Source organism: Pseudomonas sp. GZD-222 (genome assembly GCF_049310525.1).
Classification (GTDB): domain Bacteria; phylum Pseudomonadota; class Gammaproteobacteria; order Pseudomonadales; family Pseudomonadaceae; genus Aquipseudomonas.
In genome coordinates, this window is the sequence record NZ_JBMOWO010000114.1 from 85,595 (window position 1) to 100,720 (window position 15,126).

General features: G+C 62.9%; 12 protein-coding genes. 3 read left to right on the plus strand and 9 right to left on the minus strand.

The features are described from left to right. Positions 1-18: 18 nt before the first annotated feature. Positions 19-1,074: a haloacid dehalogenase-like hydrolase gene (locus tag ACO6VD_RS21650; protein WP_422421998.1), complete on the minus strand. Its 1,056-nt coding sequence runs from the start codon at positions 1,072-1,074 to the stop codon at positions 19-21. A gap of 241 nt (positions 1,075-1,315) precedes the next feature. Here ACO6VD_RS21650 and ACO6VD_RS21655 point away from each other — a divergent pair, with 241 nt between their 5' ends. Continuing rightward, complete coding sequence (locus tag ACO6VD_RS21655; RefSeq protein WP_422422000.1) at positions 1,316-2,707, plus strand: L-cystine transporter; 1,392 nt, start codon at positions 1,316-1,318, stop codon at positions 2,705-2,707. A gap of 91 nt (positions 2,708-2,798) precedes the next feature. Here ACO6VD_RS21655 and ACO6VD_RS21660 read toward each other — a convergent pair whose 3' ends face one another. Next, positions 2,799-3,317: a dihydrofolate reductase gene (locus tag ACO6VD_RS21660; protein ID WP_422422002.1), complete on the minus strand. Its 519-nt coding sequence runs from the start codon at positions 3,315-3,317 to the stop codon at positions 2,799-2,801. Positions 3,318-3,380: 63 nt separating this feature from the next. Between ACO6VD_RS21660 and ACO6VD_RS21665 the strand changes: the two genes are divergently transcribed. Next, positions 3,381-4,772 (plus strand): DUF2868 domain-containing protein, encoded by a 1,392-nt coding sequence (locus ACO6VD_RS21665; protein WP_422422004.1) that lies wholly within the window; start codon positions 3,381-3,383, stop codon positions 4,770-4,772. Beyond that, complete coding sequence (locus ACO6VD_RS21670) at positions 4,765-6,129, plus strand: GTPase/DUF3482 domain-containing protein (RefSeq protein ID WP_422422006.1); 1,365 nt, start codon at positions 4,765-4,767, stop codon at positions 6,127-6,129. The genes ACO6VD_RS21665 and ACO6VD_RS21670 overlap by 8 nt, the downstream gene beginning before the upstream one ends. Here ACO6VD_RS21670 and ACO6VD_RS21675 read toward each other — a convergent pair. The 7 genes from ACO6VD_RS21675 to ACO6VD_RS21705 form a co-directional block, all read right to left on the minus strand. Next, entirely contained in the window at positions 6,112-6,666 is a 555-nt protein-coding gene (locus ACO6VD_RS21675) for a phosphonate degradation HD-domain oxygenase (RefSeq protein WP_422422008.1), read from the minus strand. The two genes, ACO6VD_RS21670 and ACO6VD_RS21675, sit on opposite strands and share 18 nt — an antisense overlap. 10 nt (positions 6,667-6,676) lie before the next feature. Next, on the minus strand, positions 6,677-7,804 hold the full coding sequence (locus ACO6VD_RS21680; RefSeq protein WP_422422010.1) for a TIGR03364 family FAD-dependent oxidoreductase: 1,128 nt from the start codon (positions 7,802-7,804) through the stop codon (positions 6,677-6,679). A 132-nt stretch (positions 7,805-7,936) separates the two neighbouring features. Continuing rightward, the gene (locus ACO6VD_RS21685) at positions 7,937-8,962 is read right to left on the minus strand and encodes a putative 2-aminoethylphosphonate ABC transporter substrate-binding protein (RefSeq protein ID WP_400170393.1); all 1,026 of its coding nucleotides are present in this window, start codon (positions 8,960-8,962) and stop codon (positions 7,937-7,939) included. A 41-nt stretch (positions 8,963-9,003) separates the two neighbouring features. Further along, the gene (locus ACO6VD_RS21690; RefSeq protein ID WP_422422012.1) at positions 9,004-10,728 is read right to left on the minus strand and encodes a putative 2-aminoethylphosphonate ABC transporter permease subunit; all 1,725 of its coding nucleotides are present in this window, start codon (positions 10,726-10,728) and stop codon (positions 9,004-9,006) included. A 1-nt stretch (position 10,729) separates the two neighbouring features. After that, positions 10,730-11,794, minus strand: coding sequence for a putative 2-aminoethylphosphonate ABC transporter ATP-binding protein (locus ACO6VD_RS21695; RefSeq protein ID WP_038605521.1), 1,065 nt, complete (start codon positions 11,792-11,794; stop codon positions 10,730-10,732). A 145-nt stretch (positions 11,795-11,939) separates the two neighbouring features. Further along, a complete protein-coding gene (locus tag ACO6VD_RS21700; protein WP_422422014.1) occupies positions 11,940-12,809 on the minus strand; it encodes a LysR family transcriptional regulator in 870 nt (289 codons plus the stop codon). Between the two features lie 7 nt (positions 12,810-12,816). Then, positions 12,817-15,075 (minus strand): heavy metal translocating P-type ATPase, encoded by a 2,259-nt coding sequence (locus tag ACO6VD_RS21705; protein ID WP_422422016.1) that lies wholly within the window; start codon positions 15,073-15,075, stop codon positions 12,817-12,819. Positions 15,076-15,126: the final 51 nt, after the last annotated feature.

Below are 15,126 nucleotides of genomic sequence, written 5' to 3' on the forward strand. Positions count from 1 at the left end.
CCCGCTCCCACAGGGTTCCTATTGGATCTGCTCGGGGGTGACAATCACCCAGTTCTTGTCCGCCGTTACCGGCAGCCCCTCTTTGGCCTGGGCTGCCGCGTTCTGGGCAATCATGCCGTTGAGCTGGTCCATGTACTTGGCTTTGCGGTTTATCCACAGGTGAATGCCACCCTTGCTGACATCGACACTGTGAAACTGCATGTAGCCGTCGCTGGTAGGCGTGTCGCCGCCAACCAGCACTGGCTTCTTCCACTGATCGATGTAAGTAAGGATGGCGGCCTGCTTGCCCGCCATCCAGGTCGCCGGGGTCCACAGGTAAGGGGTCAGTTCCAGGCCCATGTTGGCCTGCGGGTCATAACCACCCGCACTGATCTGCTTGCGTGCAGTGGTCAGGGCGCCGCTCTCGCGGTCCTTGAGCAACAGGCTGACGCCAATGACATTCTGCGGTTTGACGTTGTAGCCGTACCTGGGGTCGGAGGCGACCATTCGCACCAGCTCTTCGGAGGCGGCGGTCATGACATACACCTCGATGCCATTGGCCATCAGCTTGTTGAACAGCTCAGTCTGGCCGGTGAAGATTTTCGGTGGCTGCACCTCGATGGCCTTGACCTGATCACCCTCGTAATAGGTGCTGGGGATCGGCTTGCCAGAGGCCATCAGCTCATCGACATAACCCTTGAGCTCCTTGAGGGTGAAGCCGGAAAACACCTGGGCGACCCAGGGGTAGCAGACCATGTCGTCGACTTCGCAGAGCCGGTAGTAATAGCTGAACAGGCTTTCCTTGTGGTCGGCGGTGTCCTTGAACGGCATCAGTTTCAAGGAAGGATCGAGTTTTTCCCGGCTGAGCAGTCCTTTGTTTTCCATGAACGGCAACAGCGACTCTTCGAGATCGAAGCGGTAGCTGGTGTTGTCCATGTCAAACACCGCGTAGTTGCCCTGGTTGGCATTCGCCGCGATCATGCTGTCCAGTTGTCTGGCAGCGTCAGCAGGCCAATGCTTGAGTTCACTGGCCCAGGCTTGACCGGCCAGCAGCAGTGCCAGGCCGGCGGCGAGAACTTTCGGAGCAGACGTCATGTGCATTTCTCCAGAAAAGAGGCTCGCCCACGCTAGCCAAAGTGCACGCGCCAGCACGACCTGACAGCGACGCCGACACAGCCCTCAGCGGCGCCATACGTACCATTCGCGACACGCCTATATTCCAAAAACGACTATGCAAATTACCTTTTGATATAAATTCGTTCGTTTTCATGCTGTTAGCATTTCTGTTCGCAATCGCACACAGAGGCGATGCCCCCGCCTTTTCTCTGGAGCTTCAATGAATCTGCCGCTGTCACTCAATCTGCTGGCGTTCCTGGCATTGCTGCTAGGCCTGGCCCAAACCCGTCATGGCAACTGGAGCCTGGCCAAGAAGGTTCTGGTCGGTCTGGTCCTCGGCGTACTGTTCGGCGCTGCCCTGCATGCCATCTATGGCGCGGGCAACCCGGTGCTCAAAGCCACCATCAGCTGGCTCGATCTGGTCGGTAACGGTTATGTGCAGTTGCTGCAGATGATCGTCATGCCGCTGATCTTCGCCTCGATCCTCAGCGCCGTGGCCCGTCTGCACAATGCGTCGTCGCTGGGCAAGATCAGCTTCCTGACCATCGGCACCCTGCTGTTCACCACAGCGATTGCCGCGCTGATCGGTATCGTGCTGACCAACCTGTTTGGCCTGACCGCCGAGGGCCTGATCGCCGGTACCGCCGAAACCGCACGGATGCAGGCGATCCAGAGCGACTACGTGGGCAAGGTCGCCGACCTGAATATCCCGCAGCTGCTGCTGTCGTTCATCCCCAGCAACCCGGTGGGCGACCTGGCCCGGGCCAAGCCAACCTCGATCATCAGCGTGGTGATCTTTGCCGTGTTCCTCGGCATGGCTGCCCTGCAGCTGCTCAAGGATGACGCGGAAAAGGGCAATCGCGCCCTGGCCGCCATCGACACCCTGCAAGCCTGGGTGATGCGCTTGGTGCGCCTGGTGATGAAGCTCACCCCGTACGGCGTACTGGCGCTGATGACCAAGGTGGTGGCCAGCTCGAACCTGGACGATATCCTCAAGCTCGGCAGTTTCGTAGTGGTGTCTTACATCGGTCTGGGGCTGATGTTCGTCGTGCATGGCGTGCTGCTGGCGATCAGCGGCGTCAACCCGCTGCGCTTCTTCCGCAAGGTCTGGCCGGTACTGACCTTTGCCTTCACCAGCCGCTCCAGCGCAGCCAGCATCCCGCTGAGCATCGAGGCGCAAACCCGTCGCCTGGGTATTCCGCAATCGATCGCAAGCTTTGCCGCATCGTTCGGCGCGACCATCGGCCAGAACGGTTGCGCCGGTCTGTACCCGGCCATGCTGGCAGTGATGGTGGCTCCGGCCGTTGGCATCAACCCACTGGATCCGCTGTGGATTGCCACGCTGGTAGCCATCGTGACCCTGAGTTCGGCGGGCGTTGCCGGTGTCGGTGGCGGTGCAACCTTTGCCGCGCTGATCGTGTTGCCGGCCATGGGCCTGCCCGTTGAACTGGTGGCGTTGCTGATCTCGGTTGAACCGCTGATCGACATGGGCCGTACGGCGCTGAACGTGAATGGTTCGATGACGGCGGGGGCGATTACCAGCCAGATGATGCAGCAGACCGACAAAACGCTGCTGGAAGCTCAGGAGCATGCGGAACTGACGCACTCCTGACAGCCTCATCGCGGGGCAAGTCGGGTCGCCGCACCGCCGCTCCCACAGGTTCTTCATACCTTGGTGGGAGCGGGCTTGCCCCGCGATGCATTCAGAGCTTCTCCCACACCTCGAAGTGATACGCCGGCTTCTCTCCCTCCGCCGGATTCTCCTGGCTCGACGCCAACCGCCACTGCGCCGCATCAAACTCAGGGAACCACGCATCCCCTTCCGGGCTCAATTCGACCCGCGTCAGGTACAGCCGATCCGCCAGACCACGCTCAATCGCCTGGGTATACAGCTGCGCGCCGCCAATCAGCATCAGCTCATCAACGCCCTGCTCCAGCGCCCACTGCTCGGCGCGCAGGATGGCTTCGTCGAGCGAAGTAAACACTTCGGCGCCGTCGAGCTGCAGTCCCGGCTGGCGGCTGACCACCAGGTTCAAACGCCCGGGCAATGGCCGCCCCAGCGAGTCCCAGGTCTTGCGCCCCATGATGATCGGCTTGCCCAGGGTGGTGGCCTTGAAATACTTGAAATCCCCCGGCAGGTGCCAGGGCATGCTGTTGTCGATGCCGATCACACGGTTCTCGGCGAGCGCCGCGATCAGGCTGAGGGGAAGTGATGTTTTCATGTCGGCGAGGATAGCAAAGCCCGATCTTCGATGCCTGGGTTATGCTTTGGGCTGACTTGATCAATGGAAGACCGTGTGACTGCACTGACTGACCTGGACAAACGCTGGCTCACTGAAGCGGTTCGCCTGCGCGAGGAACACGCAGGCCCCCTGGAGGATCAGGAAGCCAATCGCCGCGCCCGGCAACTGGGCGGCGACCTGCCGGCGCGCATCGAACAGCGCGCCTTGTGGCTGGCCGAACGCGACGGTATGCGCAGCGCCCTGCAGCACTGGAAGCAAGGTGCGCGGTTGGCCCTGGTGGTGTTGCTGGTACTGGCGATCTTCAGCGGCGCCGGCCTGGCACTGGCCGCCCTGGGCGACAGCCAGCGGCCGGTGAACGTGTTCTGGGCCTTGGGCAGCTTGTTGGGCTTGAACCTGTTGTTGCTGGCAGGTTGGGCCTTGGGCTTTTTCTTCGCCGGTGAGCAAGGTGCGACGCTGGGCAGGCTGTGGTTATGGCTCAGCGAAAAATTCGCCCGTGATGCCCAGGCCGCACATTTAGCGCCCGCGCTGCTGGTGTTGCTGCAACGCCAGAAGCTCAATCGCTGGTTGCTCGGCCTGCTGGTCCACAGCTTGTGGCTGGTGGCCTTGGCCACGGCGCTGGTGATGCTGCTGATTCTGCTCGCCACCCGGCGCTACGGTTTCGTCTGGGAAACCACCATTCTCGGCGCCGACACCTTCATCGGACTGACCCAGGCCCTCGGCGCCCTGCCCGCCTTGCTCGGTTTCAACGTACCGGACATCGACATGATCCGCGCCAGTGGCGACAGCCAACCCGCCCTTGAGCTGGCTCGCCAGGCCTGGGCCAGCTGGCTGCTCGGGGTGCTGCTGGTGTTCGGCATCGTTCCACGTTTGCTGCTCGCCGCCTTGTGCCTGTGGCGCTGGCGCAGCGGCCGCAAGCGCCTGGGCTTGGACCTCAACCTCCCCGGCTACAGCCAGTTGCGCGAAGCGTTGATGCCCAGCAGCGAACGCCTTGGCGTCAATGACGCCGCCCCGGATGCTCTGCCACAGATTGTCCGTGGCGTGGGTGATGAACACAGTGACGGCGCCTTGCTGGTCGGTCTTGAACTGGACGACCAGCGCCCCTGGCCGCCCGCCCTGCCCGCCACGGTCAACAACGCCGGGATTCTCGACAGCCGCGAATCGCGCAACAAGCTGCTCGAACAACTCAGTCGCTTCCCCCCGGCGCGCCTGGCCATTGCCTGCGACCCGCGCCGCTCGCCGGACCGTGGCAGCCTGGCGCTGCTCGCCGAACTGGCCCGCAACGCTGGCGCCACCCGCATCTGGCTGCTGCAGGCTTTGCCCGGCCAGGCCCTGGATGCTGATCGCCTGGGCGACTGGCATCAGGCCCTGGACCAGCTTGGCCTGACGCATGCCGACAGCGCCCCGCTGAACTGGTTGGAGCATGGCCATGACTAAGCCGCTGAAACTGGCCGTGGTCGGCCATACCAACGTTGGCAAGACGTCGCTGCTGCGCACCCTGACCCGCGATGTCGGCTTTGGTGAAGTGTCCCACCGCCCCAGCACCACCCGCCATGTGGAAGGTGCACGGCTGTCGGTGGACGGCGAGCCCCTGCTGGAGCTCTATGACACGCCGGGCTTGGAAGATGCCATTGCCCTGCTCGACTACCTCGAACGCCTGGAACGGCCGGGTGAACGCCTCGACGGTCCGGCGCGCCTGGAACGGTTTCTTCAGGGCAGTGAAGCGCGCCAGCGTTTCGAGCAGGAGGCCAAAGTGTTGCGCCAGTTGCTGGCCAGCGATGCCGGCCTGTATGTGATAGATGCCCGCGAGCCGGTACTGGCCAAATACCGGGATGAACTGGAAGTACTCGCCAGCTGTGGCAAACCGCTGCTGCCGGTGCTCAACTTTGTCGCCAGCAGCGACCATCGCGAGCCTGACTGGCGTGAAGCACTGGCCCGCCTTGGCCTGCATGCGCTGGTGCGCTTCGACAGTGTCGCGCCGCCGGAAGATGGTGAACGGCGCCTCTACGAAAGCCTGGCGCTGATGCTGGAAAAATCCCGCCCGGCACTACAACGGCTGATCGATGACCAGCAGGCTCAGCGCCTGGCCCGCCAGCTCAGTGGTAAACGCCTGATCGCCGAGTTGCTGCTCGATTGTGCCGCTTGCCGGCGTAGCGTGGTGGCTGAGCCAGGTGCTGAGGCTGCAGCCATCGAAGCCTTGCGCAAAGAGGTTCGCCAGCGTGAACAACGTTGCGTCGAGGCCTTGCTCAAGCTGTATGCCTTTCGCAAGGACGACGCCAGCGCCAGCGAGTTGCCGTTGCTGGACGGGCGTTGGGGTGATGACCTGTTCAACCCCGAGACCCTCAAACTCTTGGGTGTGCGCCTGGGCAGCGGTGTCGCGGCCGGCGCGGCGGCGGGTGCCGGGGTGGATCTGCTCGTTGGTGGCTTGACCCTGGGTGCTGCAGCACTGGTCGGCGCCATTGCCGGCGGCGCATTGCAGACCGCACGCAGCTACGGTTCGCGTCTGCTCGGCAAGCTCAAGGGGCAGCGGGAACTGACAGTGGATGACAGCGTGTTGCGCCTGTTGGCCCTGCGTCAGCATCAGCTGATCCAGGCCCTGGACAGTCGCGGGCATGCGGCGATGGAGCGGATCAAGTTGAGCGCGCCGCAGGAGCAAAGCTGGCGCGAGGGCAAGCTGCCGGAAGCCTTGAGCAGAGCCCGGGCGCATCCGCAGTGGTCGTCGCTCAATCCCGGCGCGCGACTCAATCAGGCCGAGCGCCAGGAGCAGATCGACTTGTTAGTGCAGGAGCTTTAGCGCCTTGGCCTTGAGCACATCCAGATCAATCACCGGCACATGCATCTCCTTGGCCAGCTCATCCCATTCGCGCATGCGCAGGCTCACCTTGCACAACGGATCGCGTTCGAAAGCATCGGCCTCAGCCTCGCTCATCACCCCACCCTGATACTCAAGGGTGCGGCGGCTGGCTTCGCTCAAACGCTGGTAGTAGCCCGGTTTGCGCAGCGTCAGATAGCGTTTGGCTTCGACATGGTATTGCACCAGTTTGGCCAGCCGCTCGCTGAAACCGCAGCGGCGCAGGTAGTTGGCGCCGACCTGTTCATGACTGACCACGCCATAGCCCCCCATGTTTCCCTCGGCATCGCCGCAGATGTGGCCGATGTCATGAAAGAACGCCGCCAGCACCACTTCATCATCGTAACCTTCATCCAGCGCCAGCTGCGCCGCCTGGGACATATGCTCCAGCTGCGACACCGGCTCGCCGATGTAGTCCTCATCACCATGCTGCTGGTACAGGGCGAATACTTCGCTGACAACCTGTTCGGCCGTTCTCATTGTTATCCCCTCAAGCGGATTCGTTGAACAGTCGAGCGATATGCCGCTCGGCCAGGGCGGGACCGACGCTCATGCCGACACCACTGTGCATCAGCGCCGCGTTGACACCTGGCGCCACCTGCAACAGCGAAAACGGTCCGGGACCGCCAGAACCATAGACGCCCTGCCAGCGTTCGACCACCTCGATGCGACCACCGAGCGTGTGCTCGGCCAGTTCGATCATCCAGTTGTCGACCTGTTCGGCATTGAAGGGTGCGGCATCGCTGCCATAGGCATGCGAGTCACCGATGATCAGCTCGCCATGGGGCGTGGGGCTGATCAGCAAGTGAATACCGTGCTCCATCAGGTGCGGGCTGTCCGCCTGCAACTGCGCCTTGAGTGCCTGGGCCTGAGGCAGGTCGGCGAAGGCGCCGTAATGCACACAGCTCAAACCGGTCAGCAGCGCATGCTGCAAGTCCAGTTGGAAACGCGGCCTGGCACGCAGCATCTGCAAGCGGCAGACCTGTGGTTGCAGCTTGGCGATGGGGTCGGCGAGCAGGGTCTGATAGTCATGCCCGGAGCAGACCACGATCTGCGCGGCGCTGAAATCGCCGGCAGTAGTCGAGACCTTTCCAGGTTCGATATCGCGAACCAGGGTGGAGAAATGAAACTGTACATCCAGTTCCTGCTGCAGGAAGCGGATCAGTGTGGGGATGGCTTCACGCGAGTACAGCTGCTGGTCGTCCAGCCCGCGCAAGGCGGCGCGGTGGTGGCGAAACTGGCCGCCATACAGATCGTTGAGCGCCGCACCCGACAACAGCTCGACCTGGTAGCCCTGCTCTACAGCCCGTTCGCCACAGAAAGCTTCAAGCAGTTCCTGCTCAAGGGCGCTGCGCGCGAACAACAGCGAGCCATTGCTCTTCAATTCGAAGCCGGCCTGCCGCGACCAGTGCGCCCAGATTCCGCGGCTGGCCTTGGCCAGATCGAGCATTTCTCCAGGAGGCTGGCCGGTGACCAGCGCCTGGCCGAAGTTGCGTAACGAGGCGCCCAACGGGGTAGCGGTGCGTTCGAAAACACGCACCTTGAGGCCGCGCCGGGCGGCGGCGTAGGCGTGGGACAGGCCTAGAATGCCGGCGCCGACGATTAATAGATCGGTCATTGGAGTGTCCTTCAGAATTAGCGTGTAGGAGCGGATTTATCCGCGATGGGCCACAACGTGGCCCCCGAAGCTGGGCCTGCTACGCAGTCCATCGCGGATGAATCCGCTCCTACAGATCAAGCCAACGCGGTCTTACTGCTGCGCCACCTTCTCCGACTTGCCGTCATAGCGCTTGCGCCATTCGGCGAGGATGCTGTCGCGGTTCTTCGAGGCCCAGGCAAAGTCGTTCTTGATCAGGCGCTGTTCGTAGTCAGCTGGCAGCTCGGTCTGCGGCTTGGCGATACCCGGCTGAGCGAGTACGGCGAAGTTTTCCTTGTACAGCTCCATCGCTGCCGGACTTGCCGAGAAGTCGGCCAGGCGCTTGGCGGCGTCTTCATGCTTGCTGCCCTTGAGCACGGCGGTGGCTTCGATTTCCCAGCCCAGGCCTTCCTTCGGCAGGACGATGTCCAGCGGCGCGCCCTGACGCTTGAGCTGCACGGCCGGGTATTCGAAGGAGATACCGATCGGGAACTCACCGGCCGCCGCCAGCTTGCACGGCTTGGAACCGGAGTGAACGTATTGGCCGATGTTCTGGTGCAGGCCGTCCATGTACGCCCAGCCCTGCTTCTCGCCAAAGGTCTGCAACCAGGCGCTGACATCGAGGAAGCCGGTGCCGGACGACGCCGGGTTCGGCATGACGATCTTGCCCTTGTACTCAGGCTTGGTCAGGTCCTGCCAGCTCACCGGCTTGGTCAGGCCCTGCTTCTCGGCTTCGATGGTGTTGAAGCAGATGGTCGCCGCCCAGACGTCCATACCGACCCAGGCTGGTGGATTGGCAGCATCGCGGTAGTTACCGCCGATTTTGTCCAGATCCTTCGGTGCGTAGCTTTGCAGCATGCCTTGCTGGTCGAGGATCGCCAGGCTGGAAGCAGCCAGGCCCCACACCGCGTCAGCCTGCGGGCGGTCTTTTTCGGCCAGTAGCTTGGCGGTGATGATGCCGGTGGAATCGCGTACCCACTTGATCTCGATATCCGGGTTGGCCTTTTCGAAGGCCTGCTTGTAGCTCTTGAGCTGTTCGGCTTCAAGCGCGGTATAAACCGTCAGCTGGGTGTCGGCAGCAGTGGCCTGCAGGCTGAACGCAGTGAGGACGGCAGCGGCAAGAGCAAGTGGCTTGAACATGATGCGGTTCCTTTGAACGGTACGAGGGATGGGTAAGGCAATCATTGGCCCGGCGCGCGCTGGCGCCAGGCTTGGGAACGTTGCAGCAGGCCACGCGAGGCCCAGGCCAGCAGCAGCGAAACGCTGGCGCTGGTGAGCAGGATCAGGGTCGACATCGCCGCCGCGCCGCCGACATTGCCGGCATCGTCCATGTTCAACACGGCGACGGCGGCAAGGATGGTGTCCGGGCTGTAGAGGAAGATCGCCGCCGACACCGTGGTCATTGCCGAGACGAACAGGTAGCGGACGATGTCCAGCAACGCCGGCAGGCAGATCGGTACGGTGACCCGCAGAAAGTGCCGGTACAGCGGCGCCTTGAGCGACAGCGCAGCAGCTTCGAACTCGCCGTCGAGCTGGCGCAGGGCGGTGGTCGCAGTCATGTTTGCGGTGGTCAGATAGTGAGCAATGGTGCACACCACCAACAGCGCCATGCTGCCGTAGAACACATGCAGGGGGTTGCTGGTCAGGTTGAAAAAAAACACATAGCCCAGGCCCAGGACCAGGCCGGGTACCGCCATCGGCACGAAGCTGAGCAAGCGCAGCAGCAGATTGAGCGAACGCTGGCCCTTGGTTTTTTCCATCAGGTAGGCGCCGGTGAAAATCACCGCGCTGCCGATCAATGCGGTGCCCAGCGCCATGGTCAGGCTGTTGGTGTATGCCAGCCAGCCACCACCCGCGGTTTCATCGAACTGATAGTGCTTGAGCGACAAGGTCATGTTGTACGGCCAGAAGGTCACCAGCGATGAGTACACCGCCATGCCCACGACCAGCAGCAACACCGCACATACCGTCAACACCACGGCCAGGAACCAGGCATCGCGACGACGCGACGGCTGCGGGATATACACCTGCGCACGGCCACTCATGGCATCGCCCTGACGGCGGCGCAGCCAGGCATCGACGGTGAAGCTGAGCAGCGCCGGCACCAGCAGGACCATGCCGATCAAGGCGCCGCGACCGAACTGCTGCTGGCCGACCACTGCCTTGTAGGCTTCCAGAGCCAGCACCTGATAATCGCCACCGACCACCACTGGCACGCCGAAATCGGTGATGGTCAGGGTGAACACCAGGCAGAACGCCGCGAACACCGCCTGACGGGTAGCCGGCCAGGTGATGCTGTGGAAGGCGCGCCAAGGACCGGCGCCCATGCTCGACGCGGCATCGAACAAGCGTGCGTCGGCCAGCGACAGCGCCGACAGCAGGATCATCAGGGCATGCGGAAAGGTGTAGATGGCCTCACCGAGGACAATGCCCCAGAAGCCATAGATATTGTCGCTGAGCAGCCCGCGCAACAGCCCCTGGTTGCCAAACAGGTAGACCAGGGCAATGGCTGGCAGCATCGACGGCGCCAGCAATGGCAGCAGCGAAATGCCGCGCCAGATGCGCTTGCCGGGGATCAGCGTGCGCTGCAGGGCGTAGGCGAACAGGTAAGCCAGCGGCACGACAATCGCGGCGACGCTGAGCGAGACTTTGAGGCTGTTGCCCAGCAGCCAGTGAAAGTTGGCGCTGGCAAACAGTTCCCGTGCGGCGACCAGGCCACCGCCCTGCCCGGCATCGCTGCTGAAACCACGCCAGAAGATCGCCAGCAGCGGCATCAGCACCGCAACCGTCAGCAGGAGCAGCAGCAACCATTTACCGCCGACCACGAACAGTCGATCACCCAGTGAAGCGCCGGAACGCTGTGCTGCCTTCGCCTGCGCGATCGGCATGGCCATTGGCGCGGCCATCTCAGGCAAACACCTGCAGGCTGCGCGGTGGCAGGGCGACCCAGATGTCCTGGGAGCCCAGGCGCGGCATCGACTCGGGCGCAACTTCGGCCAACAGTGCGTGCCCCGGCAACTCGTTGAACTCGAAACTCATGCGGCAACGGTTACCGAGGAAGGTGATTTCGCGCACCCGCGCCGGAAACAGGTTCTCTTCATGCACCGGCGGGTTGACGCTGATCGCTTCCGGGCGGCAGAACAAACGACCGCTGCGCGCCTGGCCGGCACCGTCGGCCAGACGCATGTTCAGGCCGCCGACCTGGGCGTGGCTGTCGGTGTGACGCTGGAACGGCAGCCAGTTGCCCTGGCCGACGAACTCGGCCACGAACGGCGTGGCGGGTTTGTCGTAGATTTCCTGGGGCGTGGCGTATTGCTCGACCTGACCGTTGTTCATCACCGCGATGCGGTCGGCCATGAGCATGGCCTCGTCCTGGTTGTGGGTGACCATCAGGGTGGTGATGCCCAACTGGCGTTGCAACTGACGCAGTTCGGTACACAGGTGCTCACGAACCCGGGCGTCGAGGGCCGACATCGGCTCGTCGAGCAGCAGCAACGAAGGTGCCGGGGCCAAGGCGCGCGCCAGGGCTACCCGTTGCTGTTGGCCACCGGAGAGCTGGCCGGGGTACTTTTTCTCGCTACCGGTCAAACCGACCAGCTCGAGCATCTGTGCCACCCGCTGGCGCACTTCGTCACGACCGCTGCCGGCCAGGCCGTAGGCGATGTTGGCCTCGACCGTCAGGTTCGGGAACAGCGCATAGGACTGAAACAGGATGCCGTAGTCACGGGCCTGGGGCGGCAACTCGGAAATGTCGCGGTCGCCGATGTACAGGGTGCCCCGGTCCTGGCGTTCGAGGCCGGCAATGCAGCGCAGCAGCGTGGTCTTGCCACAGCCGGACGGGCCGAGCAGGCACACCAGTTCACCGGCGGCGATGTCGAGGGAGACATCCTGCAGGGCGGTAAAGGCGCCGAAGCGCTTGTGGATACCGCGCACTTTCATCTGTGCGCCTGGGTTTGCGACCGGAGTGTTCATGGCAGGACCTCATCGAACGAATGAGGGCCATGCTAGGGAGGTAATGCGAAGGTTCTGTGGCTGGGAAGCAAAAGATGGCGATAGTGGTATAGGCAGATTTGGGTGTTGAGATAAATGATTCCCCAGAACCCCGCTCCTACAAAGGTTAGATCTCTAGCGCCGACACTTCCTGGGCCAACCCCAGGAAAGCCGCAGGCAAACGCGCCTGCCTGCGCTCCTTCAGGCAATACAGGTATTCATGCATCACCGGTGCATTTTCCAGGCTCAACACCCGCAGTTCAGGGTTATGCGGTACTTCATGACGAGCGATGAGGCTGATGCCGATGTTGCGCAACACCGCTTCACGGATCGACTCGCGGCTGCCGATCTCCAGGATCGAACCAACCTTCACCCCGGCCTCTTCAAGCATCTGCTCGGTCAATTTGCGTGTCGTCGAGCCTTGCTCACGTACCAGCAGGCAGTGCCCGGCCAGTGCCGACAGCGGCAGCGATTCGCGAGTGGCCAGTGGGTGATTGCGATGCACTGCCACCACCAACGGGTCGGTACCCAGCACCCGGCGAACCAGTCGCGCGTCTTCAACCAGTTGTGACGAAGCCGCAAGGTCCACGCGGTAGTCTTCAAGCAGCTCCAGCACTTGTTGGGAGTTGCCGATTTCTACCGAGACCTCGACCTGCGGCAAACGCTCGCGAAAGATCTTCACCAGGTCGAGGATGTAGTACGGCGCGGTGGCGGCAATGCGCAAACTACCCTGGCCCTGGCCACTGTTGCGCAGGAAGAACTCGATGTCCGCCTCTTGCTGCAACAGGGTCTTGACCATCGGCAGCAACCGCGCGCCGTCGTCGCTGAGGGTCAGACGCCGACCGCCGCGGTAGAACAGCTCCACCGCGTACTGGCTTTCCAGGTTGCGGATCTGCGTGGTCACGGTCGGTTGGCTGAGCCCGAGTTTCTTCGCCGCCAGGGTAATGCTGCCCAGGCGGGCAACCATGTAGAAGGCTTTCAACTCGGAACTCAACATACATCCTCTATTTTCGCAGCAGGCGCAGGCCGTTGAAGACCACCAGCAAACTCACGCCCATATCGGCGAACACCGCCATCCACATGGTTGCCATACCGGCGAAAGTGATCGCCAGAAAGACCGCCTTGATCCCCAGCGCCAGCACGATGTTCTGGGTCAGAATCGTGGCGGTCTGACGCGAGAGCCTGACGAAGGCCGGGATTTTGCGCAAGTCATCATCCATCAGCGCCACGTCGGCGGTCTCGATCGCCGTGTCGGTACCGGCGGCGGCCATGGCAAAACCGATCTCCGAGCGTGCCAGTGCTGGAGCGTCGTTGATGCCATCGCCGACCATGCCGACCCGATGCCCCTGGGCGTAAAGATCTTCGATGGTCTTGAGCTTGTCGGCCGGCAACAGGTTGCCATGGGCCTGGTCGATGCCGACCTGAGCGGCGATGGCCTGAGCAGTATGAGGATTGTCGCCGGTGAGCATGACAGTCTTGATACCCAGCTCATGCAGTTCGGCAATCGCCTCGCGGCTGCTGTCCTTGACGGTGTCGGCCACGGCGAACAGGGCCAGCGGACCGGACTTGTCGAGCAGCAGCACCACGGTCTTGCCCTGACGCTCCAGGGCATCGAGCTGGGCTTCCAGCTGTGGCGAGCACAGGCCCAGCTCTTCGACCAGGCGATGGTTGCCCAGGTGGTACAGCTCACCGTCGATTTCGCCGCGCACACCGCGACCGGCCAGGGCTTCGAACGCCGCGACTTCACGCAGGGCCAGTTGCTGCTCGTTGGCAAATACCGCAATAGCACGCGACACCGGGTGGTCGGAACGGTCAGCCAGGCTGGCGGCCAGCGCCTGCGCCCGGTCTTCGAACAGTGGCTCAAGCACGACATGATCCGTCTGTACCGGCTTGCCGTGAGTAATGGTGCCGGTCTTGTCCAGCGCCAGGAAATCGAGCTTGCGCCCGCCTTCCAGGTACACCCCGCCCTTGACCAGAATGCCTTTGCGCGCCGCTGCGGCCAGGCCGCTGACGATGGTCACAGGTGTGGAGATCACCAAGGCGCATGGGCAGGCCACTACCAGCAACACCAGGGCGCGGTAGATCCAGTCGAACCAGGCGCCGGCCATGAACAACGGTGGTATCACCGCGACCGCAAGGGCAAAGGCGAACACCGCCGGGGTGTAGATCCGCGAGAACTGATCGACAAAGCGCTGGGTCGGCGCACGGGCACCTTGGGCCTCTTCCACGGCCTTGATGATCCGCGCCAGGGTCGATTGCCCGGCGGCCGCCGTCACCCGGTATTCCAGGGCACCAGCCTGGTTGATGGTGCCAGCGAAAACCTTGTCGCCCGGGCCTTTTTCCACCGGCAGGCTTTCACCGGTAATCGGTGCCTGGTCGATGCTCGACTGGCCACTGACCACTTCGCCATCGAGACCGATTCGCTCACCGGGGCGTACCCGTACCAGTGCCCCCAGCGCCACCTGCTTGACCTCGACCTCACGCCACTGACCGTCGGCCTGCTGCACCGTGGCCATGTCCGGGCTCAACTGCATCAGCCCGCCAATCGCATTGCGCGCACGGTCCAGCGAGCGCGCTTCGATCAACTCGGCGACGGTAAACAGGAACATGACCATCGCCGCTTCCGGCCACTGACCGATCAGCACGGCGCCAGTGACGGCGATGCTCATCAGCGCATTGATGTTCAGGTTGCGGTTCTTCAGGGCGATCCAGCCCTTTTTGTAGGTGCCCAGGCCGCAGCTGAGGATCGACACCAACGCCACCAGCGCAACCACCCAGGACGGCGCCAGCTCGGCGAAGTGAATGCCCTCGGCGGCAAGGGCAGCAACCCCCGACAGTGCCAACGGCCACCAGTGCTTCTTGACCGGCGCAGGAGGTGCAGCAGGTTCCTCGCTGCTCTCGGTCAGCGGCTCGGCCTGCATACCCAGCGACGCCACGGCCTGCTCGATGGCCAGGGTATCGCCATGGGTATGGCGAACCCCGAGAATGCGATTGATCAGGTTGAACTCCAGCTGCTCCACACCCGCAAGCTTGCCCAGCTTGTTCTGGATAAGGGTCTGTTCAGTCGGGCAATCCATGGCCTCAATGCGAAAGCGGCTCAGGCGCGCATTGCCACTGGCCGCTTCACTCAACTGCACCAGAGACGGCGCGGCATCATGGGAACAGCAGCTATGGGCATGCTTGGCATGGTCATGGCTGGCGTGATCGTGACTGGCGTGATCATGAGGGTCTTTACCCAGGGTATGGCTGACAGGCTGGTTCATGGGTTCATCCTTAAATGTCCTGTTGCCAAGTGAACACCCTGTAGCCACTAT

Bases quoted from the DNA above. Each gene is read 5' to 3' on its own strand.
- ACO6VD_RS21650 (WP_422421998.1), bottom strand. From the start codon at position 1,074: ATGACGTCTGCTCCGAAAGTTCTCGCCGCCGGCCTGGCACTGCTGCTG.
- ACO6VD_RS21655 (WP_422422000.1), top strand. From the start codon at position 1,316: ATGAATCTGCCGCTGTCACTCAATCTGCTGGCGTTCCTGGCATTGCTG.
- ACO6VD_RS21660 (WP_422422002.1), bottom strand. From the start codon at position 3,317: ATGAAAACATCACTTCCCCTCAGCCTGATCGCGGCGCTCGCCGAGAAC.
- ACO6VD_RS21665 (WP_422422004.1), top strand. From the start codon at position 3,381: ATGGAAGACCGTGTGACTGCACTGACTGACCTGGACAAACGCTGGCTC.
- ACO6VD_RS21670 (WP_422422006.1), top strand. From the start codon at position 4,765: ATGACTAAGCCGCTGAAACTGGCCGTGGTCGGCCATACCAACGTTGGC.
- ACO6VD_RS21675 (WP_422422008.1), bottom strand. From the start codon at position 6,666: ATGAGAACGGCCGAACAGGTTGTCAGCGAAGTATTCGCCCTGTACCAG.
- ACO6VD_RS21680 (WP_422422010.1), bottom strand. From the start codon at position 7,804: ATGACCGATCTATTAATCGTCGGCGCCGGCATTCTAGGCCTGTCCCAC.
- ACO6VD_RS21685 (WP_400170393.1), bottom strand. From the start codon at position 8,962: ATGTTCAAGCCACTTGCTCTTGCCGCTGCCGTCCTCACTGCGTTCAGC.
- ACO6VD_RS21690 (WP_422422012.1), bottom strand. From the start codon at position 10,728: ATGGCCGCGCCAATGGCCATGCCGATCGCGCAGGCGAAGGCAGCACAG.
- ACO6VD_RS21695 (WP_038605521.1), bottom strand. From the start codon at position 11,794: ATGAACACTCCGGTCGCAAACCCAGGCGCACAGATGAAAGTGCGCGGT.
- ACO6VD_RS21700 (WP_422422014.1), bottom strand. From the start codon at position 12,809: ATGTTGAGTTCCGAGTTGAAAGCCTTCTACATGGTTGCCCGCCTGGGC.
- ACO6VD_RS21705 (WP_422422016.1), bottom strand. From the start codon at position 15,075: ATGAACCAGCCTGTCAGCCATACCCTGGGTAAAGACCCTCATGATCAC.